Genomic DNA, 21,770 nt, shown 5'->3' on the forward strand with positions numbered 1-21,770 from the left:
GCTGCTTAGGTTCCCTGTCGTCAACAGTCATCAGACTTCAGGAGAAGCCGAAGTGAAGAGCACCTCCATCCGTCGGGCGTTCGTGCCCGGCGTCGCCGTCCTCGCCCTCGCCCTCACCGCCTGCGGCGGCGCCGACGCCGGCAGCGACTCCGGTGCCGAGGCCGACACCAGCGCCAGCGGCTCGGTCACGATCGACGGCTCGTCGACCGTGTTCCCGATGAGCGACGCGGCGGCCGAGCTCCTCAACGAGGAGAACCCCAACGTGCAGGTCTCGGTCAGCGAGTCCGGCACCGGCGGTGGCTTCGAGCGCTTCTGCAACGGTGAGACCGACATCTCCGACGCCTCGCGCCCGATCGCCGAGGACGAGGTCGCGGTCTGCGAGGAGAACGGCATCGAGTACACCGAGCTCCAGGTCGCCACCGACGCCCTGACCGTGGTCGTGCACCCCGACCTCGACGTCGACTGCCTGACCGTCGACCAGCTCAAGGAGCTGTGGGGCCCCGACTCGACCGTCTCCAACTGGAACGAGCTCGACCCGAGCTTCCCCGACCAGGAGATCGCGCTGTTCGGTCCCGGCACCGACTCGGGCACCTACGACTACATGGCCAACGACGTCATCGAGTCGGAGACCGAGAACACCCGCTCCGACTACGAGGGCTCCGAGGACGACAACGTCCTGGTCCAGGGCGTCGCCGGCACCGAGGGCGGCACGGGCTACTTCGGCTACACCTACTACGAGCAGAACGCCGACGCGCTGAAGGCCGTCGAGATCGACGGTGGCGACGGCTGCGTGGCCCCCTCGGCCGAGACCGCCCAGGCCGGGGAGTACACCCCGCTGGCCCGCCCGCTGTTCATCTACGTCAAGAACGAGGCGTACGCCGACAACGAGGCCGTCACCGCCTACGTCGACTACTACATCGGCAACCTCGCCGACATCGCGGAGATCGGCCAGTTCATCCCGCTGAGCGAGGAGCTCTACTCCGAGACCCAGTCGAACCTCGAGAGCATCGCCTGATCGGCAGCGCCACCTGAGGCAGGAGCACCCCGACCGGGTGCTCCTGCCACACTGGTTCCACCGCCTCACCCGAAGGACTCCATGAGCACCTCCAGCGCCACTGTCGCGGGCTCGCCCCCACCCGGGGCCGGCTCGTCCGGCGACATCAACCTGTCCAAGAAGCCCCGACCCGCCGAGTCGGCGATCAAGGTGCTGCTCGCGACCTGTGCGCTGCTCTCGGCGTTGATCTCGGTCGGCATCGTCGCGGCCCTGATCGACCCCGTCATCGACTTCTTCGGCCAGGTGCCGTTCGGCGACTACTTCGCCCTCGAGGGCGAGTACGGCGTGCTGCCGCTCATCAACGCCACGATGATCACCACGATCATCGCGCTGCTGGTGGCGGTCCCGCTCGGGCTGGGCGCGGCCATGTACCTCTCGGAGTACGCCTCGCCGCGCGCCAGGCGCATCCTCAAGCCGACCGTCGAGCTGCTGGCCGGCGTGCCGTCGGTGGTCTACGGCTTCTTCGCGCTGGCCTTCGTGACCCCGACCCTGCTGCAGGACATCCTCAGCCTCGACGTCGGCTTCACCAACATGCTCGCCGCCGGCCTGATCCTGGGCGTGATGGTGATCCCGACCATCGCCTCGCTCGCCGAGGACTCGCTCTCGGCGGTGCCGATGGCGATGCGCCAGGGGTCGCTGGCGATGGGCGCCAACCGGATGCAGACCACCGTGCGCGTGGTCTTCCCCGCCGCGCTGTCGGGCATCGCCGCCGCGATCGTGCTGGGCATGTCCCGCGCGATCGGCGAGACGATGATCGTCACGCTGGCGGCCGGCAACATCAAGAACTTCACCCTCGACCCGCGCGACGGCGCCCAGACGATGACCGGGTTCATCGCCAACACCGCGGGCGGTGAGAACCCCGTCGGCTCGGTCGACTACAACATGCTCTTCGCCGTGGGCATGACGCTGTTCCTGATCACCCTGGTCATCAACATGGTCAGCATCTTCATCGTCCGTCGCTACAGGCAGGCCTACTGATGAGTGTCGCCACCGCTACCGCCCGCCGGGTGACCGAGGCGACCGCGCTGACGGGTCGCTCCAAGGACCGCAACGTCCGCTCGATCCTCTTCCTCGTCGCCCTGTGGTTCTCGCTGTTCTTCGGCGTCATGGTCCTGGCCGTGCTGATCATCGACACCGCCATCGAGGGCAGCTCGCGCTTCGACGCGGCCCTGTTGACCGAGTACGCCTCCCGGGTGCGGCCCGAGTCGACCGGCTTCCGCGCCGGCATCCTGGGCACCGTCTGGCTGATGGGCGTGACCGCGGTCCTCGCGGTGCCGCTGGGCATCGCGGCGGCCGTGTACTTCGAGGAGTTCGCCGACAACCGGCGCTGGTACAACCGGGTCCTCGAGGTCAACCTGCAGAACCTGGCCGCCGTGCCCGCGATCGTCTACGGCCTGCTGGCCGTCGCGGTGATGGCGGTGCTCGGCTTCAGCGAGACCGGCACCGCCCTGGGCGGCGGCCTGGCGCTCGCGCTGCTGATCCTGCCGGTCATCGTGATCACCACCCGCGAGGCGCTGCGCGCCGTGCCCGACGACATCCGCCAGGGCTCGCTCGCGCTGGGGGCCACGGTGTGGCAGACCACCTGGCGCCAGACGCTGCCGTCCTCGGTGCCCGGCATCGCGACCGGCACCATCCTGGGTCTCTCGCGCGCCATCGGTGAGGCCGCCCCGCTGATCGTGGTGGGCCTGGCCGGCTCGCTGCGCTTCGACCCCACCGGCGTGATGAGCCCGATCACCGCGCTGCCGATGCAGATCTACTCGCTCACCTCGCAGTCCCAGGAGGACCTGCGGGTGGCTGCCTCGGCGGGCATCATCGTCCTTCTCGTCATGGTCCTGAGCCTCAACGCGCTCGCGATCGTGATCCGCAACAAGTTCCAGAGGTCCTGGTGAGAGCATGAGCAAGCAACCGCACAGCGTCACGATCCGAAAGGGACCCGAGACAGTGGACCCCGCATCCCCCGAGCCCCAGACCGGCTCCCTGGCCGACGTGGGGCGCGACCGCGCCGTCGCGTCGGTCCCGGCCAAGTCGGTCATCGAGACCCGCGACCTCAACGTCTTCTACGGCGACTTCCACGCCGTGCACGACGTCGACCTGGCCTTCGGCCAGAACGAGATCACCGCCCTGATCGGCCCCTCGGGGTGCGGCAAGTCGACGGTGCTGCGCTGCCTGAACCGGATGAACGACCTGGTCGCCAACGCCCGGGTCACCGGCGAGGTCAGCTACCACGGCCAGAACATCTACGGCCCCGGCGTCGACCCGATCGCGGTCCGCACCCACATCGGGATGGTCTTCCAGAAGCCCAACCCGTTCCCCAAGTCGATCTACGACAACATCGCCTACGGCCCCCGGGTCACCGGCATGAAGGTCGAGTCCATGGACGACCTGGTCGAGGAGGCGCTGCGCGGCGCCGCGCTGTGGGACGAGGTCAAGGACAAGCTCAAGCAGTCGGCGTACGGGCTCTCGGGCGGGCAGCAGCAGCGCCTGTGCATCGCGCGCACCATCGCCACCAAGCCCGACCTGATCCTGATGGACGAGCCGTGCTCGGCGCTCGACCCGATCGCGACCTCGCGCATCGAGGACCTGATGATGGAGCTGCGCCAGACCTTCACCATCATCGTGGTCACCCACAACATGCAGCAGGCCGCGCGCGTCTCCGACCGCACCGCCTTCTTCACCGCGCGCCCCGACGAGACCACCGGCAACCGCACCGGCCTGCTGGTGGAGTTCGACGACACCAACCGGATCTTCACCAACCCCGCCGACAAGCGCACCGAGGACTACATCTCCGGTCGCTTCGGCTGAGGGCTGCTCCGGATAGTCCCTGACCTTCCTCACCCCGACACGCCGCTGGGGTGTCCGGAAGGTCAGGGACTTTCTCGCGCTCCGGGGGCCTGCGAGCGGTCCCTGTGGAGGACGAGCCCGCTCCGGCCCGCGGTGCGCCACCCTGCGGGGCATGGCGACGCAAGGGCTGGGCTCGGGGCACGGGGTGGTCGTGCCGGTGCCCGTCGACCCGCGCGGCATCGACGGCCCCACGGCTCGCGAGGCGGCGGGCCCGTGGTGGCGGCGTACGTCGCGGGGCCGCTACGTGCCCGCGCACGTCGAGCCGAGCGCTGCGCAGCGCATCGCCGAGGCCGCCTGCCTGCTCCCGGCGCGTCACGTCTCGGTGACCGGGTGGGCGGCGCTGTCGTGGCGCGGGGCGCCGTACGCCGACGGGCTCACCGCGGCCGGTGAGCCGAGGCCGGTGCCGGTCTCGACGTCCCGTCGGCGGCTCCGTCCGCAACCGCTGTTCGCCCTGTGCGAGGAGCGCTGCGACCCCCGCGAGGTCGAGCTGGTGGACGGGGTGCCGATGAGCTCGGCGGTGCGGGCGACCTGCTTCGAGGTCAGGTACGCGGCCGGTCTCGATGCGGCCGTGGTGGTCCTCGACATGGCCTACCTCAGCGACCTGGTCGCCCCTGGCGAGGTCGCGGCCTGGGTGGGGTCGCACGCCAGCTACACCGGCATCGAGCAGGCCCGTCGGGCCCTGCCGCTGGCTGCGGAGAACGTGTGGTCGCCGATGGAGACCCGGCTGCGACTGCTGTGGCAGGAGCGGATGCCCGAGGTGTGCCTCCTGGCCAACGCCCCGGTCTTCGACACCCGCGGGAGCCACGTCGCGACCCCCGACCTCCTCGACCCGGCCAGCGGGGTGGCCGGCGAGTACGACGGCGAGCTGCACCTCGAGGGTGTCCGGCGGGCGCGTGACCTGCGCCGCGAGGGCGACCTGCGCCGCCACGGGCTGGAGCCGGTGGTGATGGTCGGCGCCGACCTCGCCTCGCCCGGCGACTTCCTCGACCGGCTGCGCGACGCCTACCGGCGGGCCGCCCAGCAGCCGGTCGCCGCGCGCGGCTGGACCCTGCAGCAGCCGCACTGGTGGCGCGACACCAGCACCGTGGCTCGGCGCCGCGCCCTGGTCGGCGTCGAGCGAGACCTGTGGCTGGCGCGCGGTCGTCGTACCGGCTGAGGCCGCGGGTCGGGACAGTCCCTGACCTTCCACACCGCGACACGCCGATCCGGTGTGTGGAACGTCAGGGACTATCCGCGCCCCCGCAGCCTCAGGGCAGCTGGAAGACGTAGTGCGAGACCCAGTAGAACGAGGCGGCGACCAGGCCGGCGGCGGGGAAGGTCAGCACCCAGGCGGTGACGATGGAGCGGGCCACGCCCCACCGCACGGCCGAGAAGCGCTTGGTGGCGCCGGCGCCCATCACCGCGGAGGTGATGGTGTGGGTGGTGGAGATGGGGGCCTCGAAGACGAACGCGGTCGTGTAGAGGACACCGGCGGCGACTGTCTCGGAGGCGAAGCCGCGGGCGGGGTCGAGGGCGATGATGCGTCGGCCCAGGGTGCGCATGATCCGCCAGCCGCCGGCCCAGGTGCCGGCCGAGATGGCGGCGGCCGCGGCGAGGATGACCCAGATCGGCAGCGGGTCGTCGGCGGTGGCGTACCCGCCGGTGACGAGGGCCAGGAAGATGACGCCCATCGTCTTCTGGGCGTCCTGCAGGCCGTGGCCGAGCGCCATCGCGGCGGCCGAGAGGGTCTGGGCGATCCGGAAGCCGCGCTGGGTGCGGTGCGGGTTGCGGCGCCGGAAGATCCACATGATCGCGACCATCAGCACGAACGCGGCGGCGAAGCCGAAGAGCGGCGAGGCGATCATCGGGAGCAGGATCTTGTCGACGATGACGTCCCACTTCACCAGCGACCCCGACGCGACGGCCGCGCCGACCAGGCCGCCGATGAGGGCGTGGGAGGAGGAGGAGGGCAGGCCGAAGTACCAGGTCAGCAGGTTCCAGGCGATCGCGCCGAGCAGGCCCGACATCACGATCACCAGCCCGGCGGTGCCGGCCTCGGGGGTGATCACCGACCCGACGGTGTTGGCGACCTCCTGGCCGAGGAAGGCGCCGATGAAGTTCATCACCGCGGCCATGGCGAGCGCGACCCGAGGGGTCAGCGCCCGGGTGGAGACCGAGGTGGCGATGGCGTTGGCGGCGTCGTGGAAGCCGTTGGTGTAGTCGAAGACCAGAGCGACGACGACGACCGCGATGACGATCGCGAGGGTCAACTCAGGACTCCTTGACCGCGATCTGCTCGATCCGGTTGGCGACGGTCTCGAACGCGTCGATCGACCCCTCGAGCGCCTCGGCGATGTCCTTGAGCTTGAGCACCTCCATCGCCTTGAACTCCCCGGAGAACAGGTTGGCGATGATGCGGCGGTGGTTGCGGTCGCCGGCGTTCTCGAGCCGGTTGATCTCGATCCAGTACTCGCCCAGCGACTGCATCGAGCGCAGGTTCGGCATCGTGGTCGCGGTCAGGTCGGCGCAGCGCTGCAGCAGCTCGACCTGGTCGAGCAGCTCGGGCGGCAGCACCTTGGGCTCGTAGAGCAGGACCATGTCGACGACCTCGTCCATCATGTCCATCACGTCGTCCAGGCCCGAGGCCAGCGCGTAGATGTCCTCGCGGTCGAAGGGCGTCACGAAGGTGGAGTTCACCTGCTTGACGATGGCGTGGGTGGTCTCGTCGGCGGCGTGCTCGGCCTCGCGCATCCGCAGGGCGACGGCCTCGCGGTCGGCCTCGTCGGAGAGCATCTCGGCGAGCAGCCCGGCACCGGTGACGAGGTGCTGGGCGGAGTCGGAGAAGTGGTCGTAGAACGAGCTCTCGACCGGACGGAAACGCAGTCGCACGGGTGTCTCTCCTGGGGGCGACGAGATGGCGCGCCCAAGACTAGGGCTCGTAGAGCCGGGTGACTAACCTTCAGCCGCCGGCGCTGGTGTGGCGTCGCCCGCGCTGGCGCTCGATCAGCGCCTCCTGCAGGTGTACGCCGCCGCCGTTGCTCGCCCACGACCCGTCGCTGCTCAGCTCCCACGCACTGGTGTCGGGGTCGAAGGCCAGGTCGAGCAGCTCGCCGACGGCCTCGATGCTGGCGGCGTCGGGCAGGCGCACCAGCACCTCGACGCGGCGGTCGAGGTTGCGGTGCATCAGGTCGGCCGAGCCGATCCACGCGACCGGGTCGCCGCCGTTCTCGAAGCGGAAGATCCGGCTGTGCTCGAGGAAGCGCCCCAGCACCGAGCGCACGGTGATGTTGTCGCTGAGCCCGGGCACGCCGGGGCGCAGCCCGCAGATGCCGCGCACCAGCAGCTCGACCGGCACCCCGGCCCGGCTGGCCAGGTAGAGCGCGTCGATGACGCTCTCGTCGACGACCGAGTTGGCCTTGATGCGGATCCGCGCGGGGCGGCCGGCGAGGTGGTGCCCGATCTCGCGGTGCACCTGCTCGATCAGCCCCGGGCGCACCGAGTCGGGGGCCACCAGCAGCTCGTCGTACGAGGCGTTGCGCGACCAGCCCGAGAGGTTGTTGAACAGGTGGGCGACGTCCTCGCCGATCCGCTCGTCGGTGGTGATCAGGCCCAGGTCCTCGTAGAGCCGCGAGGTCTTGGGGTTGTAGTTGCCGGTGCCGATGTGGGTGTAGCGGCGGATCCCGCCCTGGCCCTCGCCCTCGTCGCGCACGACCATCGAGAGCTTGCAGTGGGTCTTGAGCCCGACCAGCCCGTAGACGACGTGGCAGCCGGCCTGCTCGAGCTTGCGGGCCCAGCGGATGTTGGCCTGCTCGTCGAAGCGGGCCTTGATCTCGACGATCACCAGCACCTGCTTGCCGGCCTCCGCGGCGTCGATGAGGGCGTCGATGATGGGGGAGTCGCCGGAGGTGCGGTAGAGCGTCTGCTTGATCGCCAGCACGTGCGGGTCGGCCGCGGCCTGCTCGATGAAGCGCTGCACCGAGGTGGCGAACGAGTCGTAGGGGTGGTGCAGGAGCACGTCGTGGCGCCGTGCGGCCTTGAAGACGTCGACGGGGGCGGCGGACTCGACCTCGGCGAGCAGCCGGTGGGTGGTCGGCACGAACGCGGGGTAGCGCAGCTCCTCGCGGCCGATGTCGGCGATGTCGTGGAGCCCGCGCAGGTCGAGCGGGCCGGGCAGGTGGAAGACCTCGGCGCGACTGACCCCGAGCTCCTCCATCAGCAGGTCGAGCACGTGCGGGGCGATGGACGCCTCGACCTCGAGGCGCACCGCCGGGCCGAAGCGGCGGCGCAGCAGCTCCTTCTCGAGCGCGGCCAGGAGGTTCTCGGCGTCGTCCTCCTCGACCTCGACGTCCTCGTTGCGGGTGACCCGGAAGGTGTGGGCCTCCAGCACCTCCATGCCGGGGAAGAGCCGCTTGAGGTGCTCGCGGATGACGTCCTCGAGCGGCACGAAGCGGTGGTTGCCCAGGGAGACGAACCGGCTGAAGCTCGGCGGGACCTTGACCCGCGCGAAGTGCTCCTTGCCGGTCTTGGGGTTGCGGATCATCACCGCGAGGTTGAGCGAGAGCCCCGAGATGTAGGGGAAGGGGTGGGCCGGGTCGACGGCCAGCGGGGTCAGCACCGGGAAGATCCGGTCCTTGAACATCCGCTTGCACTGCTTCTGCTCGTCGCGGTCGAGGTCGTCCCAGCGCACCAGCTCGATGTCGTGCTCGACCAGCGCCGGCACGATCTCGTCGCGGAACAGGGAGGCCTGGCGCTCGCTCAGCTCGCGGGTGGTGGTCCAGATCCGCTCGAGCACGTCGAGCGGCATCAGCCCCGACGCGGCGCGCACGGCCAGCCCGGTGGCGATGCGCCGCTTGAGGCCGGCGACGCGGACCATGAAGAACTCGTCGAGGTTGCTGGTGAAGATCGCCAGGAAGCGCACCCGCTCCAGCAGCGGCAGCCCGGGGTCCTCGGCGAGCTCGAGGACGCGCTGGTTGAAGTGCAGCCACGACAGCTCGCGGTCCAGGAAGCGGTCGTCGTGCTCGGCGACGGCGGCCAGCTCGGCCTCGTAGGGCGCGTACGGCGCCTCCTCGGTGTCCGCTGTGTCCGCGGCCTCCGCAGCGCCCCCGTCGGCCCCGGCGGTCTGGTCCTCGACCAGGGTCAGGTCGGCGGCGGCGGGAGCGGTCTCGAGCGGAGCGTCGGGCATGGCGTCAGTGTGTCACCGCGAGTTGAACGGGAGGTGACGCTAGGTTCGGGAGCCGTGACCACCTCCCGAGCCAAGCAGGCCGTCGAGCGGTTCGCGCTGCGCGGGCTGACCGGTCTGCCCGAGGTCGTGCAGCGCCGGATCGGTCGCCCCGTCGTGCGCGACACCCAGACCCTGGCCGACGACGTGCGGCTGATGCTGGCGCTGCAGCGGGTCGCCCGCGAGCCGGCCGTCGAGACGATGCCGATCCCCGAGGGGCGCGTGGCGCTGGCCCGCCAGACCGCGCTGATCGCCGGCGACGACCCGGTGGCCGAGGTCCGCGACCTGCAGGTGGCGGGGATGGCGGCGCGGCTCTACGTGCCGAGCCAGCGCCGCGGCGCCGGGAGCCACCCCACGCTGCTGTTCTTCCACGGCGGCGGCTTCGTCTACGGCGACCTCGAGAGCCACGACGCACCGTGCCGGCTGCTGGCCTCCGAGGCCGGGGTGCGGGTGCTGGCCGTCGACTACCGGCTTGCGCCCGAGCACCGCTTCCCGGCCGCCCACGACGACGCGCTGGCGGCGTACCGCTGGCTGCTCGACCACGCCGCCGAGGTCGGCGCCGACACTTCGCGCCTCGCGGTGGGCGGCGACTCCGCGGGCGGCAACCTGGCCGCCGCGACCGCGCTCACGGCCGCCCAGGAGGGCCTGCCGCTGGCGCTGCAGCTGCTCATCTACCCCGGCACCGACGCGCTGCGCGACACCGAGAGCCTGCGGCTGTTCGGCGACGGCTTCTACCTGACCCAGGGCTTCATCGACCTGGCCGCCGAGTGCTACTACCCCCAGCTCTCCGACGACGAGCGGCGCGACCCGCGGCTCTCGCCGGCGTACGCCGACCTGGGCGCCGAGGTCGCGGGCCGGCTGGCCCCGGTCTTCCTGTGCACCGCCGGGTTCGACCCGCTGCGCGACGAGGGCGAGGCCTACGCGCGCCGGCTCGAGGAGGCCGGTGTCGCGGTCGAGCTGCGCCGCTTCGAGGACCAGATCCACGGCTTCCTCAACATGACCGGCGCCGGTCGCAGCCCGCGCGCCGCGGTGGTCGAGATCGCCCACCGTCTCGAGGCGGGGCTCGCCTAGGAGCTGCCGGCCGGTCCAGTCGGTTCAGAGCTCGGGGCGCCAGGCGCGCAGCGCCTCGACGAACTCCTCGGGCTCGACCATGGTCGCGTCGACCGCCACCGGCGGCAGCGTCCTGCGGTGGAAGAGCACCCGCCAGTCGCGGTCGCCGGGCTCGCCGACCGCCTCGATGACGGTGGCGGGGTTGGCGGCGCTGAAGCGGTGGTGACCGTCGCTGTTGAGGATGTCGACCACGCCGTCGTCGCCGATGCTCGCGCTGCCGGAGGCCCGCAGCGAGCGGACCGCGACCACGCCGAGCAGCACCGCGAGCAGCAGCGCGGCCAGCGGCATGGGGGTGGCGAACCCGTCGGCCAGGCCGACGCCGACGCCCACGATGGCGGCGAGCAGGGCGAGCGCCCCGGCCACGGCACCTACCACGCGGCCCGTGGTGCGCGGGTGCGAGCTGGGCGGGTGAGGGTCGCGGGCGACCGGGCGGGTGCCCTCGGGAGGTCCGTCGGGGCTGCCCAGCAGCCCCTGCAGCCCCCGCTCCTGCTGCGCGGCCGGCCGGCCGCGGGGTCGGGTCCGGGCGAGCTCGTCGGCCAGCGCGGTGGCGCGCTCCTCGGCGGCCAGGCGCTCGGCCATCGCGATCTCGACGAGCTCGGCGTGGTGGCGCACGGAGGCCTCGACGGCCTGCCGGTCCACGGCCCGGTCGGCGGCGGCCTGCTCGGCCTCGGCGCGGGCGGTGACGGCCTCGGCGGCCGCCTGCTCGGCCTCCTGGCGGGCGACCTGCGCGGCGCGCAGCGCCTCGTCGTGCTCGCGGGCGGCGGCGGCCATCTGCTCGAGGACCTCGATGGTGCGCTGCTCGGCGGCCTCCCGCTCGCGGGCGGCCTCGGCGGCGAGCTCGGCGTGGCGCTGGGCGTCGGCCTCGGCGCTGGCGCGGGCCTCGACGGCCTCGGCGGCGGCCTGCTCGGCGGCGAGGCGGGCCTCGTGGGCCTCGGCGGCCAGGCGCGCGTGCTCGGTGGCGGCGGCGTCGGCGAGGGTCTGGGCCTCGTGGGCCTCCTGGGCGCTGCGAGCCTCGGCGGCGGCGTCGGCACGGGCCGCCTCGAGGGCGGTGCCGGCGGCCTCCGCGTCGCGTCCGCGGGCGGCCGCGGCCTGGTGGGCGGCGTCGGCCAGGGCGACGGTCTCGCCGAGGCGGACCGCCGCGTCGGCAGCGGCCTGCTCGGCGTCCGCTCGGGCGGCGTGGGCCTCCTCGGCCAGCCGGGCGTGCTCGGCGGCGGCCCCGTCGGCGGCCTGCCGCGCGGCCGCTGCCTCCTCGGCGGCGGCGTCGGCCGCGGCACGGGCCTCGTGGGCGGCCGCGGCCGCCTCGCCCTGCTCCTGGGCGCGTACGTCGGCCGCCTGGCGGGCCCGGTGCGCGGCCTCGGCCTCCTCGTTGGCCGCGCGGGTGGCCTCCTCGGCCCGCTCGCGGGCGGCCTGGGCCTCGTCGGCGAGGCCGGCCTGCACCCGCCCGGCCTCCTCGGCCTCGAGGCGCGCGGCGTGCGCCTGCTCCGCCTCCTGGGCGCGCTCCTGGGCCGCCTGATCGGCGGCGGTGCGGGCCTCGTGGGCCTGCTCGGCCAGGTGGGCCTGCTCGGCGGCGGCCTCCTCGGCGCTGCTGCGCGCCCGGGCGTGCTCGGCGGCGACCCGGTCGGCCTCCTCGCGGGCGGCGGCCTGGGCGGCGGCGGCCTCCTCGGCCGCGGTGCGAGCCTCGGCGGCGGCCTGGGCGCGGGCCTCGGCCTCCCGGGCGGCGTGCTCGGCGTTCTCGCGGTCGGAGTGGGCGTGGGTGGCGGCCTCGCCGTGGGCGGTGGCGACCTCCTCGGCGCTGCGCCGCGCGACCAGCGCCTCCTCGGCGGCGGTGGCAGCCGCGGCGGCGGCCTGCTGGGCCTCGGTCTGGGCGGTGTGCGCAGCGGCGGCGGCCTCGGCCTGCGCCCGCGCGCTCTCCTCGGCCTCGGCGCGGGCCTCGGCCGCCGCCTGGGCGGCCTGCTCGGCGGCGGCGCGCAGCTCAGCCTGCTCCTCGGCGCGACGGGTCGCCTCGGTCGCGGCCTCCTCGGCCGCCTCGCGGGCCCGGGCCGACTCCTCGGCCCGCTCCCGGATCGACTCCTCGGCGGCGGCGCGGGCCTGCTCCGCCGCGGCCCGCGACTCCTCGGCGACGCGAGCGGCCTCCTCGGCGGCCGCGCGGGCGTCGTACGCCTCCTGCGCGGCGGCGGCGTGCTCGGCCGCGGCGCGGTCGGCCTCGGCGCGGGCCTGGGCGGCCTGCTGGGCCAGCTCCTCGGCGGCGATCCGCTCGGCGGCCTGCTCGGCGGCCGCCAGCTCGGCGGAGTGGCGCAGCGAGGCGGCGCGCTCGGCGGCCGCGGTCTGGGTGGCGATCCGCTCGGTGAGCTCCTCGACCGACGGCGCGGGGGCGGCGTCGGCGTCGGCGGTGGTGGTCGTGGCGGAGCGGCGCAGCCAGCGGCGCGGCTCGGTGGGGGGAGGACCGGGAGTGCTCATCGGGATCAGTACACCAGCGCCTGCACGTGCTCGCCGAGCACTTCCTCGGCAAAGAGCGCCGCGCCGGCCATCCGCAGCCCCGGCGCGAGGTCGTCCTCGGTGATCCCGCGGCGTGCCGCGCACTGGGTGCACACCGTCACGCGGCCGGTCGCGAGCACCACCTCGAGCAGCTGGGCGACCGGGGTGGCGTGCTCGAGCCCGAGGTCGGGCCCGCCGCCCGCGACGGCGTACGACGCGGCGTCGCCGGTGAGCCACAGCGAGACGTCCGCCCCGGCCGCGGCCGCCGCGGCGGCGACGGTGAAGGCCTGGTTGGAGCGCTCGGGGTCGTCGGCGGCGCAGGTGACCTTGATGACGAGGGGACGCATGGGCGAAGCCTAGGCGCCGCCCCGGGCCGGGTCGGCGCCTATGGTGGAGGGGTGCCGATCGAACTCCCTCCCAACCTGCATCCCCACTGTGGCCCCCTCGTCTGGCTGCTCGGCACCTGGTCCGGCAGCGGCAAGGGCGACTACCCGGGGATCGAGCCCTACGACTACCAGCAGGAGCTGGTCTTCCAGCAGGACGGCCGCCCGTTCCTGCACTACTTCTCGCGCTCGTGGATCATCGACGAGAACGGTGAGAAGGTGCGCGAGGCCGCCCAGGAGACCGGGTTCCTGCGCTGCCCCGAGCGCGGCAAGGTCGAGATGGTGCTGGCGCACAACACCGGCATCTCCGAGATCTGGTACGGCAACGCCGAGGACGGCAAGATCGAGCTGCGCACCGCCGGCGTGGCCTTCACCGAGACCGCCCGCGAGGTCACCGGCGGGCACCGGCTCTACGGCAACGTCGAGGGCGACCTGCTCTACGCCTACGACATGGAGGCCGAGGGCAAGGAGCTCCAGCCGCACCTGTGGGCGCGGCTGAAGCGGTCCTGAGGCGCGGGGCGGGGTGGGCTGCGCGATGACCGACGACCTGCGGCGGCGCCTGGCCGGCAGCGGCTACCGGCTCACGCCGCAGCGCGAGCTGGTGCTGCGGGCGGTCGAGTCGCTGGGCCACGCCACGCCCGACGAGGTCCTGGCCGAGGTGCGCCAGCACTCCTCGGCGGTCAACGTCTCGACGGTCTACCGCAACCTCGAGGTGCTCGAGGAGCTCGGGCTGGTGCGCCACGCGCACCTCTCCGACCGGGCGCCGACCTACCACTCCGTCACCGACCACGAGCACTTCCACCTGGTGTGCCGCACCTGCCGCCGGGTCGTCTCCGTCGGCGCCGAGGTCGCCTCGGTGCTGACCGGGCGCCTGGCCGACGAGCACGGCTTCACCGCCGACATCGGTCACCTGACCGTCTTCGGCACCTGCGCCGAGTGCGCACGAGAGGAGAACCCATGACCAGCCAGACCCACCCCCGCACCAGCCCCCTGCTCGACCTACCCGGCGCGGTCGCCGGCAACGGCGTCGACGCCCCGGTGGCCGCGCACTACGGCTCCTTCAACGCCGAGCAGCGCACCCTGGAGTCCGGGGAGGGCTTCGTCGACCTCTCCCACCGCGACGTGCTGCGCATCGAGGGCCCCGACCGGCTGACCTGGTTGCACGCGCTGACCACGCAGTACTTCCTCGACCTCGCGCCCAAGGTCTGGACCGACGCGCTGGTGCTCTCCCCGCAGGGCCACGTCGAGCACGCCTTCAGCGGGTACGACGACGGCGAGGCGTTCGTGGCGCACACCGAGCCCGGCGCGGCCGCGGCGCTGCTGGAGTTCCTCGAGCGGATGAAGTTCATGACCCGCGTCGAGCTCTCCGAGGTCACCGACGACCTCGCGGTGACCTGGCGCGCCTCCTCGACGGGCACGACCTACGAGCTGGTGCCCCGCGAGCAGCTGGCGGCGTACGCCGCCGCGGCCGGCCCGGCGTGCGGGATGTGGGCCTTCGAGGCGCTGCGCATCGCCCGCGGCGAGCCGCGGCTGCTGATCGACACCGACACCCGCACCATCCCCAACGAGGTCGGCTGGGTCGGCCCGGCGGTGCACCTCGACAAGGGCTGCTACCGGGGCCAGGAGACGGTCGCGCGGGTGCACACCCTGGGCCGTCCGCCGCGCCGGCTGGTGCTGCTGCACCTCGACGGCACCGAGAACCGGCTGCCCGAGCAGGGCGCCGAGCTGAGGAACGGCGAGAAGGTCGTCGGGTTCGTCGGCTCCTCGGCCCGCCACCACGAGCTGGGCCCGATCGCGCTGGCGATGGTCAAGCGCAACGTGCCGGTCGACGCGACGCTCGAGGTCGACTCGATGCCGGCCGCCCAGGAGGTCGTGGTCGACCCCGAGGTGGGGCTGCACGTGCGTCCGAAGCTGCGCTGAGGCCTCAGGTCGAGCGGCGCCTGGAGTGCCGCTCGATGTGGGGGCAGCGGTCGCCGTACTTGCGGCGGCAGCGCACGGTGCGTCGCAGCTTCTTGAACACGTGGCGCCTCTCTCGGTCGTCCGAGACGGTGGGAGGGCGACGGTGACGGCGCCCGCAGCGTTATTGAAGCGCCGGTCGGCGTCGCGTGGGTGGCCGACAGGTGACGGGTCTGGACCACCCGGGCCGTCATAGGTCACCCACTGGTCTAGACCGCTGTGTTACAAACAGCGTCCGAACGTAAAGCGAATGGGTCGTGGCAAGACCCTGACTTAGGCTTGAACCTGCCGCTGCACGACCTGTCTGCCCGCGAGTCGTGCTGTCTCGCCTGCTTGAAAGCTGATGTTGTGCATCCTTCCGCCGACGACATGTCGTCGACCGCCTCGAGCGGCGCGGGCGAGCCCACGCCCGGACAGCAGGCCGCCGACCCGTGGACCGCGCCCCCGGCGTTCCGGCGCTACCTGGGCGACCCGGGCGCGCAGGTGCACCTGCACGAGGCCGGCACGAGCGAAGGCGCACCCGTGGTGCTGCTGCACCGCGACGGCGGCACGGGCGAGGCCTGGGCCGACCTGATGGGCCTCGGCTCGTGGAGCGCGCGCCTGCTGGCCCCCGACCTGCCCGGCTGCGGCCTCTCCGACCCCGTCGAGGGCGGCGTCGAGGAGCGGGCGAGCCACCTGCTCGACGCGCTGCGGCGCTCCGAGCCCCGGGGCCTGCTGCTGGTCGCCGAGGGCGACGCCGCGTGCCTGGCCGTGGAGATGGCGCTGACCGAGCCCGGGGCCGTGGCCGGCCTGGTGCTGCTGAGCCCCGTCGAGCGGACGGCCTGCGACGTGCTGGAGCGGCTGCGGCAGGTCACCGTGCCGGTGTGGGCCGCCGTGGGCGAGCGGCCCGACCACTCGGTCGAGCTGCCGGGCGCGCGCTGGCTGGTGCTGCCCGGGGTCGGCGACGAGCCGGTGACCGAGCACGCCGACCTGGTGCTCGACCTGGTGCACGGCGCGCTCGCCGAGCTCGTCCACCCGGTGCCCGAGCAGGCGGAGCCTCAGGCGGGTCGGCGGTACATCACGTGGGTGTCCTCCGAGGCGTGGGTGAACCCCAGCTTGTCGCGGTAGACGCGGATCGCGGCCGCGTTGTCGGACTCCACGTAGAGCAGCACCTCGTTGACCTGCAGGTCGGCGAGGTGGTGCAGGCCGGCGAGGGTGACCAGCCGTCCGAGGCCGGCGCCCTGGGCCTCGGGGTCGACCCCGACGACGTACACCTCGCCGAGCTCGCGCGAGTGCTGCTTGGTCCAGTGGAAGGCCAGCAGTCGGCCCTCGGCGCCCTCGGAGGTGTCGACGGCCAGGATCAGCCCGGCGGGGTCGAACCAGTGCTCGGCCATCCGCTCGGCGAGGTTGTCGGCGTCCATCGCCCCCTGCTCGGGGTGGGCGGCGAAGGCCGCGGCGTTGAGCCTCAGGACGGCCTCGGCGTCGTCGTCGGTGTAGGTGCGCAACCGGACGCCCGGCGGCGGGTCGAGGCGAGGCAGCGGGATCGACGTACGACGGCGCATCACCCACAGCTCGCGCACCCGCTCGAAGCCGGTGCGCCCGGCCAGGTGTCGGGCGGCGGGGTGGTCGGCGTGCGACCAGGCCTCGAGCCGGGTGCCGGGCCCGACGTCGCCGAGCAGCTGGTCGAGGAGCTTGGAGCCGAGCCCGCGGCCGCGGGCCTCGGGGGCCACGACGAGGGAGACCTGGTCGTCGACCAGGACCGCGACCGCCTCGCCCTCGACCCAGGAGCGGAACCGCTCGGGGTGGCGCAGCGCCATCAGGGTCGCCTCGTCGAGCGGGGCGGTGCCGTCGGCGGCCTCGGAGAGGGCCGCGACCCGTTCGATCTGCCGTGCGTGGTGCAGGGAGTCCATTCCCCTGACCTTAGCCCGAGGCGGGTTCGCTGACCCCGGCCTCGGTGATGGTGCGGGCGTCGGCCTCGGCGCGCGCGTCCTTGGCGGGCACCACGAAGCGGTAGCCGACGTTGCGCACGGTGCCGATCAGCGTCTCGTGCTCGACGCCGAGCTTGGCGCGCAGGCGCCGGACGTGGACGTCGACGGTGCGGGTGCCGCCGAAGTAGTCGTAGCCCCACACCTCCTGGAGTAGCTGCTGGCGGTTGAAGACGCGGCCGGGGTGCTGGGCCAGGTGCTTGAGGAGCTCGAACTCCTTGAAGGTCAGGTCGAGCGGGCGCTTGCCGATGCGCGCGGTGTACGTCGCCTCGTCGACGGTGACCTCGCCGGAGCGGATCAGGTGCGACTCGGGGTCGTCGGCCTCGATGCGCGCGGCGAAGCGGCCGATGGCGATCTTGATGCGGGCCTCGAGCTCGGCGGGGCCGCAGGTGTGCAGCACGACGTCGTCCATGCCCCAGTCATGGCTGACCACGGCGAGGCCGCCCTCGGTGGCGACCAGCAGCACGGGCTGCTCGCTGCCGGTGGTGCGGATGAGGCGGCACAGGTCGCGGGCGTGGGCGAGGTCCTGGCGGCCGTCGACCAGGAGCAGGTCGACGTCGGGCGCCTCGAGCAGTGCGCTGCCCTCGGGTGGCAGCACCCGGACCTGGTGACCGAGCAGGGCCAGCCCGGGCAGCACCTCGGCAGAGGGCTGCAGGGCGCTGGTCAGGAGGAGAATCGTGCTCACGGTGGGTCCCTCCGGTGTGCGGGGGACCAGAACGCATCGTTGGGCTCCGGTCGGTGATCCGGGTTGAATACTACCGAAGCCCCGACCCGGCAGCAGGAGGAAGTCACGTGGTTGAGACGCAGGTGGTGCACGTGCACTACTGGGCCGGCGCCAAGCACGCCGCCGGCACCGGTGCCGACGAGCTCGAGGTCGACGGCGCCGTCAGCCTCGCCGAGGTCGTACGTCGCGCGGTCGCGCTGCACCCCGGCACCGACCTCGAGCGGGTGCTCGCGGTCTGCTCCGCGCTGGTCGGCGAGCAGCCGGTCGGCAGCCAGGACCCCGGGTCGGTGCAGGTCGAGCCGGGCGCCACGGTGGAGTTCCTGCCGCCCTTCGCCGGCGGCTGAGCAGGGCTCAGCCGCGGGCGCTGCGGCGTGCCTTGAGCTCCCAGCCTCGGAGTGGGTGCTGGGTGAGGTGCCATCGGGGGTCGTGGGCTCGGTGGTGGTGCCAGGAGCAGAGGGGGATGCCGTTGTCGAGGTCGGTGTCGCCGTGGTGGGACCAGGGGAGGAGATGGTGGATCTCGGTCCAGGCGAAGGGTCTCTCGCAGGTGCCGATGGCGCAGGTGTCGTGGACGAGTGCCAGGGCTTTTCGTTGATGGTGGGTGTGCAGCCGTTTGGTCCTGCCGAGGTCGAGGGGCACGGACTGGGAGTTGAGGACGGCAGGGACGAGTCCGGCCTCGCAGGCCAGCCGTCGGAGGTCACCGGCGGCGACCCGGGTGCCGGCGTCGAGCTTGGCGGTGCCGGTCTCGTCGGGTCCCCGCCAGTCGGGCCAGGTGGTGGGGTCGAGATCACCGGTGGCGGCGAGGTCGCGGGTGAGGTCTTCAGCCGTCATGGTGACCAGGAGTGTGAGGGCGTTGGCGCCGTTCCAGCCGTCGGTGGGCAGGTGCTCGATGAGCTCGCACAGGGCGTTGCCGTGTACTTCCCAGCCGGACAGGCCGTGGTCGGGGCCGGTGGGGGCGGACTCGTCGTACCCAGAGACAGGCTCGCCGTCGGGCCCGGTGGTGGCTTTGTTGAGGCGCCGGGGTGCCGACAGGGTCTCGATGGCGGTGCGGAGCAGGGAGCCGTGGAGCTCGGGAATGGAGAACTTGCCGGAGTAGGTGCCGTCGCCGTTGTCGTGCAGCGCCAGGTAGGTCTCGTGCTTCGCGCGTCGGGACTCGCGCCCGAGCATGATCGCCTCGTGCTGGTCGGCGAGGTCGCGGTCGACAACGTCGAGCATCCGCCGAGCGGCCTGCCGGAGCCGTTTGGGGTTCATCGGGCGCCCGGTGCGGTTGCCGATGCCGGTGGCCTTGTTGACCAGCACCTCCTCGGCGGCGGCGAGCTGCTCGGGGGTGGTCTCCAGTGGTGCCTGCTCGGCGGCGGCGACGATGACGCGGACCTGGCGGGTGGTGATCGCCCCGGTCGCGTACGCCGCACGGGCGTGGTGGTACTTCGAGCGGAGCAGCTCCGCGACCCGCGCACCACCGGCGAGGACCTCACGCGACTGGCCGGTCAGCGCGGCCGCCCACGCATCGGTACCGGTGGCGGCCTCGGCATCGGCGACCTGGCGTCGTTCGGCCTCCCCGAGCACCTCGCCCAGCAGCGCGGACGCTTCTGCCTCCAGGCCCGAGAGGGCTTGGACCAGCACGGCGAGGTCCTCGACCGGCTGCTTCCTCAGGTCGCCGTCGCGGGCCGCGGTCATCGCCGCACGAGCGGCCGCGACCGCCGCCGCGACAGGGCCTTGCTCAGGCGCCGGAGCGAGACTCGCAGGCACCTCGGCACCCGGGCCGGGGGCCCGGTCGCTGGTGGGGTGCTGGAGCAGCCTCATGCCCACTATTCTCCCACGCCGAAGCCCATTTGTCGAATACTTGTTCGATCATGTGGAAGGGCGGGTGAGAGGAGATCAGCCGTCGAGAAGGTCGGTGGCTGCGGTGCTGGTGCCGGTGTGGGCGCCGGTGCCCGTCCCCGGGCCGGAGGAGGTCTTGGCGTAGGCGTCCTCGAGCAGGCGGCGGGCCACGTCGCGGCCGCCCAGGCCGAAGGCGAGGGCCAGGCCGAGCGCCAGTGCGCCCATGGTGGCGGCGAAGGCGATGGTGACGATGGCCTCCGCGATCTGGAGCTGGTCGAGGATCATGAAGAGCGCGATGACCATCACCAGTGCCGGCACGACGGTGGCCGCGATCCGGGCGCTCGGGGTCTCGCCCATCACCTTGCTGACAGCGCTGCCGGCGGCGCCGGCGAGCAGGGCGGCGATGACGAAGATGACGATGGCCACGATGACGTTGGGCAGGTAGGCCAGGACCTGGTTCATGAAGGTGGTGGCCGTCGGGATCTTCAGGGCGCCGATCGCGCTGGTCAGGAAGAGGATGAAGATCAGCCAGAAGACGACCGAGGCCAGGACCTTGCTGACGCTGGTCCCGGGTGCCATCCGTTCCACGTGGCCGTGGATGGCGGTGCGGCGCAGGTGCTCGTCCACCTTGATCCCGTCGAGGAGCTTGCGCACCACGGCGGCGACCACCCTGGCCACGATGTAGCCGATCAGCAGCAGCAGCAGGAAGCCGACGAGGTTCGGCAGGAAGTCGAAGAACCCGTCGAGGGCGGTCTGGAGGCTCTGCTCGATTTCCATGGCGATCTCCTCTGGTCACCCTGCCGGTCAGGGAGTGCTTCCATCCTGCGCCGGTGGCCACCGGTCCGGGGTGGGGCGTACCCAGAACCGGGCATGGCGAGGCGGCCGCCCCGACCCTCGGGGCGGCCGCCTGTGAGCGGGGTGGTCAGCTCTCGATCGCGGTGGTCTCGCGGTCGGACGAGCTCGAGCCGATCTCGATCTTGCGCGGCTTCGCCTTCTCGGCCACGGGCACGACCAGCCGCAGCACGCCGTCGTCGTACGTCGCCTCGATGCGATCGAGGTCGAGGTTGTCGCCGAGGACCAGCTGGCGGCTGAACATGCCGGTCGGGCGCTCGGAGGCGAGTCGCTCCCAGTCGCCGTTGCGGGCGACGCGCTCGGCGCGCACGGTCAGGACGTTGCGCTCGACGTCGAGGTCGATGCTCTCGCGGCTGACGCCGGGCAGGTCCATCTCGATGACGAACTCCTCGCCCTGGCGCCAGGCGTCCATCGGCATGGCGGCCGGCCGGTTCGTCGTCCCCAGCAGCTGCTGGGTGATGCGGTCGAAGTCGCGGAACGGGTCGGTGGTGCGCAGCAACATGGGGTCCTCCTTGAGCTCATGTGGATGTGGATGTTGGGTCCAGACGGTCTGCGTAAGCCCGCCGTACCTGTATCAGTGGTTACAGTTTTGTTGTAATCCATCCAGTAGGTCAGACTCAAGTCCCAGGGCTGAGAAATTTCTGAGAGTTCGGCGGAAGGAGGGTGGTGGCGTTGGCGACGAATGCACGGGGGGTGTTCGCGATCTCGGTGGCGGCGCAGATGGTGCGCATGGAGGTGCAGAACCTGCGCGTCTACGAGCGGCGCGGCCTGCTGAGCCCGGACCGCACCGAGGGCGGCACGCGGCTCTACAGCCAGGCCGACATCGAGGTGCTCCACCGCATCCGCGACCTGCTCGCCGAGGGGCTCAACCTGGCGGGCGTGGCCCGGGTGCTGGAGCTCGAGGAGGAGGTGCGCCGACTGCGCGCCAGGCTGGCCGCGAGGCGCTGATCGGCAAGAAAAACCGGGCGGAGGGGCCGCCAGGTCGCGGTTTTGCGGGGTTTGCTGGTTAGGGTGCGGTGAACGACGGACCCCAAGACGAGCAACATGATGAAGGAGAACTGCATGAACAAGGGAGAGCTTCGCGAGACCGTGGCCAAGGAGACCGGCCTGACCGGTGCCGACGCCGAGCGTGCCGTCGACGCCGCGCTGTCGGCGATCGTCTCGGCCGTGGCCAAGGGTGAGCGCGTGAGCATCGCCGGTTTCGGCACCTTCGAGCCCCGTGAGCGTTCGGCTCGCGAGGGTCGCAACCCGCAGACCGGCGAGACCATGCAGATCGCCGCGACGACCGTCCCCGGCTTCAAGGCCGCGGCCGCGTTCAAGAAGGCTGTCGCCGGCTGATCGAGCCACTGACGCCACGAGGGCCGGGTTCCGCTGCTGCGGAGCCCGGCCCTCGTGT

The 21,770-nt window shown here is 72.6% G+C and carries 23 protein-coding genes; 13 read left to right on the forward strand and 10 right to left on the reverse strand.

Going from position 1 to position 21,770, the window contains the following annotated elements; genetic code table 11:
• Window positions 1-52 precede the first annotated feature (52 nt).
• The 5 genes from H0S66_RS10085 (at window position 53) to H0S66_RS10105 (ending at window position 5,051) form a co-directional block, all read left to right on the forward strand.
• The gene (locus H0S66_RS10085; protein WP_179615266.1) at window positions 53-1,015 is read left to right on the forward strand and encodes a PstS family phosphate ABC transporter substrate-binding protein; all 963 of its coding nucleotides are present in this window, start codon (window positions 53-55) and stop codon (window positions 1,013-1,015) included.
• Between the two features lie 81 nt (window positions 1,016-1,096).
• The gene (pstC, locus tag H0S66_RS10090; protein WP_179615267.1) at window positions 1,097-2,032 is read left to right on the forward strand and encodes a phosphate ABC transporter permease subunit PstC; all 936 of its coding nucleotides are present in this window, start codon (window positions 1,097-1,099) and stop codon (window positions 2,030-2,032) included.
• Window positions 2,033-2,061: 29 nt separating this feature from the next.
• On the forward strand, window positions 2,062-2,943 hold the full coding sequence (gene pstA, locus H0S66_RS10095) for a phosphate ABC transporter permease PstA (RefSeq protein WP_218876283.1): 882 nt from the start codon (window positions 2,062-2,064) through the stop codon (window positions 2,941-2,943).
• Between the two features lie 52 nt (window positions 2,944-2,995).
• A complete protein-coding gene (pstB, locus tag H0S66_RS10100; RefSeq protein WP_370463655.1) occupies window positions 2,996-3,856 on the forward strand; it encodes a phosphate ABC transporter ATP-binding protein PstB in 861 nt (286 codons plus the stop codon).
• Between the two features lie 151 nt (window positions 3,857-4,007).
• Complete coding sequence (locus H0S66_RS10105; protein WP_179615270.1) at window positions 4,008-5,051, forward strand: hypothetical protein; 1,044 nt, start codon at window positions 4,008-4,010, stop codon at window positions 5,049-5,051.
• 91 nt (window positions 5,052-5,142) lie between these two features.
• Here H0S66_RS10105 and H0S66_RS10110 read toward each other — a convergent pair whose 3' ends face one another.
• The 3 genes from H0S66_RS10110 to H0S66_RS10120 all read right to left on the reverse strand — a co-directional run bounded on the left by H0S66_RS10110 (window position 5,143) and on the right by H0S66_RS10120 (window position 9,056).
• The gene (locus H0S66_RS10110; protein WP_179615271.1) at window positions 5,143-6,144 is read right to left on the reverse strand and encodes an inorganic phosphate transporter; all 1,002 of its coding nucleotides are present in this window, start codon (window positions 6,142-6,144) and stop codon (window positions 5,143-5,145) included.
• A 1-nt stretch (window position 6,145) separates the two neighbouring features.
• A complete protein-coding gene (locus H0S66_RS10115; RefSeq protein WP_179615272.1) occupies window positions 6,146-6,763 on the reverse strand; it encodes a DUF47 domain-containing protein in 618 nt (205 codons plus the stop codon).
• A gap of 70 nt (window positions 6,764-6,833) precedes the next feature.
• Window positions 6,834-9,056: an RNA degradosome polyphosphate kinase gene (locus H0S66_RS10120; protein ID WP_179615273.1), complete on the reverse strand. Its 2,223-nt coding sequence runs from the start codon at window positions 9,054-9,056 to the stop codon at window positions 6,834-6,836.
• 54 nt (window positions 9,057-9,110) lie between these two features.
• Between H0S66_RS10120 and H0S66_RS10125 the strand changes: the two genes are divergently transcribed.
• Window positions 9,111-10,163, forward strand: a complete 1,053-nt coding sequence (locus H0S66_RS10125; protein WP_179615274.1) for an alpha/beta hydrolase — start codon at window positions 9,111-9,113, stop codon at window positions 10,161-10,163.
• A gap of 24 nt (window positions 10,164-10,187) precedes the next feature.
• Here H0S66_RS10125 and H0S66_RS10130 read toward each other — a convergent pair whose 3' ends face one another.
• Both H0S66_RS10130 and H0S66_RS10135 read right to left on the reverse strand, forming a co-directional pair.
• Entirely contained in the window at window positions 10,188-12,659 is a 2,472-nt protein-coding gene (locus tag H0S66_RS10130) for a hypothetical protein (RefSeq protein ID WP_179615275.1), read from the reverse strand.
• A 5-nt stretch (window positions 12,660-12,664) separates the two neighbouring features.
• Complete coding sequence (locus H0S66_RS10135; RefSeq protein ID WP_179615276.1) at window positions 12,665-13,024, reverse strand: DsrE family protein; 360 nt, start codon at window positions 13,022-13,024, stop codon at window positions 12,665-12,667.
• 51 nt (window positions 13,025-13,075) lie between these two features.
• Between H0S66_RS10135 and H0S66_RS10140 the strand changes: the two genes are divergently transcribed.
• The 4 genes from H0S66_RS10140 to H0S66_RS10155 all read left to right on the forward strand — a co-directional run bounded on the left by H0S66_RS10140 (window position 13,076) and on the right by H0S66_RS10155 (window position 16,123).
• Window positions 13,076-13,570 (forward strand): heme-binding beta-barrel domain-containing protein, encoded by a 495-nt coding sequence (locus H0S66_RS10140; RefSeq protein ID WP_179615277.1) that lies wholly within the window; start codon window positions 13,076-13,078, stop codon window positions 13,568-13,570.
• Between the two features lie 25 nt (window positions 13,571-13,595).
• On the forward strand, window positions 13,596-14,021 hold the full coding sequence (locus H0S66_RS10145; RefSeq protein WP_179615278.1) for a Fur family transcriptional regulator: 426 nt from the start codon (window positions 13,596-13,598) through the stop codon (window positions 14,019-14,021).
• Complete coding sequence (gene ygfZ, locus H0S66_RS10150) at window positions 14,018-14,980, forward strand: CAF17-like 4Fe-4S cluster assembly/insertion protein YgfZ (protein ID WP_179615279.1); 963 nt, start codon at window positions 14,018-14,020, stop codon at window positions 14,978-14,980. The genes H0S66_RS10145 and ygfZ overlap by 4 nt, the downstream gene beginning before the upstream one ends.
• 405 nt (window positions 14,981-15,385) lie before the next feature.
• Window positions 15,386-16,123 (forward strand): alpha/beta fold hydrolase, encoded by a 738-nt coding sequence (locus H0S66_RS10155; RefSeq protein ID WP_179615280.1) that lies wholly within the window; start codon window positions 15,386-15,388, stop codon window positions 16,121-16,123.
• On the opposite strand, the gene mshD is transcribed toward H0S66_RS10155, so the two are convergent.
• Window positions 16,054-16,905, reverse strand: a complete 852-nt coding sequence (gene mshD, locus H0S66_RS10160) for a mycothiol synthase (RefSeq protein ID WP_179615281.1) — start codon at window positions 16,903-16,905, stop codon at window positions 16,054-16,056. The genes H0S66_RS10155 and mshD overlap by 70 nt on opposite strands.
• A gap of 10 nt (window positions 16,906-16,915) precedes the next feature.
• Window positions 16,916-17,665: a winged helix-turn-helix transcriptional regulator gene (locus H0S66_RS10165; RefSeq protein ID WP_179615282.1), complete on the reverse strand. Its 750-nt coding sequence runs from the start codon at window positions 17,663-17,665 to the stop codon at window positions 16,916-16,918.
• Window positions 17,666-17,772: 107 nt separating this feature from the next.
• On the opposite strand from H0S66_RS10165, the gene H0S66_RS10170 reads away from it, so the two are divergent.
• A complete protein-coding gene (locus H0S66_RS10170) occupies window positions 17,773-18,048 on the forward strand; it encodes a MoaD/ThiS family protein (protein ID WP_179615283.1) in 276 nt (91 codons plus the stop codon).
• A 7-nt stretch (window positions 18,049-18,055) separates the two neighbouring features.
• Here the strand turns inward: H0S66_RS10170 and H0S66_RS10175 are convergent, their stop codons facing one another.
• The 3 genes from H0S66_RS10175 to H0S66_RS10185 form a co-directional block, all read right to left on the reverse strand.
• Window positions 18,056-19,504 carry an HNH endonuclease signature motif containing protein gene (locus H0S66_RS10175; protein WP_179615284.1) on the reverse strand — a complete coding sequence of 483 codons (1,449 nt, stop codon included), beginning with the start codon at window positions 19,502-19,504 and terminating at the stop codon, window positions 18,056-18,058.
• A gap of 75 nt (window positions 19,505-19,579) precedes the next feature.
• Entirely contained in the window at window positions 19,580-20,299 is a 720-nt protein-coding gene (locus tag H0S66_RS10180; RefSeq protein ID WP_179615285.1) for a mechanosensitive ion channel family protein, read from the reverse strand.
• A gap of 145 nt (window positions 20,300-20,444) precedes the next feature.
• Complete coding sequence (locus tag H0S66_RS10185) at window positions 20,445-20,876, reverse strand: Hsp20/alpha crystallin family protein (RefSeq protein WP_179615286.1); 432 nt, start codon at window positions 20,874-20,876, stop codon at window positions 20,445-20,447.
• Between the two features lie 191 nt (window positions 20,877-21,067).
• On the opposite strand from H0S66_RS10185, the gene H0S66_RS10190 reads away from it, so the two are divergent.
• Both H0S66_RS10190 and H0S66_RS10195 read left to right on the forward strand, forming a co-directional pair.
• On the forward strand, window positions 21,068-21,322 hold the full coding sequence (locus H0S66_RS10190) for a MerR family transcriptional regulator (RefSeq protein ID WP_258016853.1): 255 nt from the start codon (window positions 21,068-21,070) through the stop codon (window positions 21,320-21,322).
• A gap of 114 nt (window positions 21,323-21,436) precedes the next feature.
• The gene (locus H0S66_RS10195) at window positions 21,437-21,712 is read left to right on the forward strand and encodes an HU family DNA-binding protein (protein ID WP_068114604.1); all 276 of its coding nucleotides are present in this window, start codon (window positions 21,437-21,439) and stop codon (window positions 21,710-21,712) included.
• Window positions 21,713-21,770: the final 58 nt, after the last annotated feature.

The organism is Nocardioides marinisabuli, assembly GCF_013466785.1.
GTDB lineage: Bacteria > Actinomycetota > Actinomycetes > Propionibacteriales > Nocardioidaceae > Nocardioides > Nocardioides marinisabuli.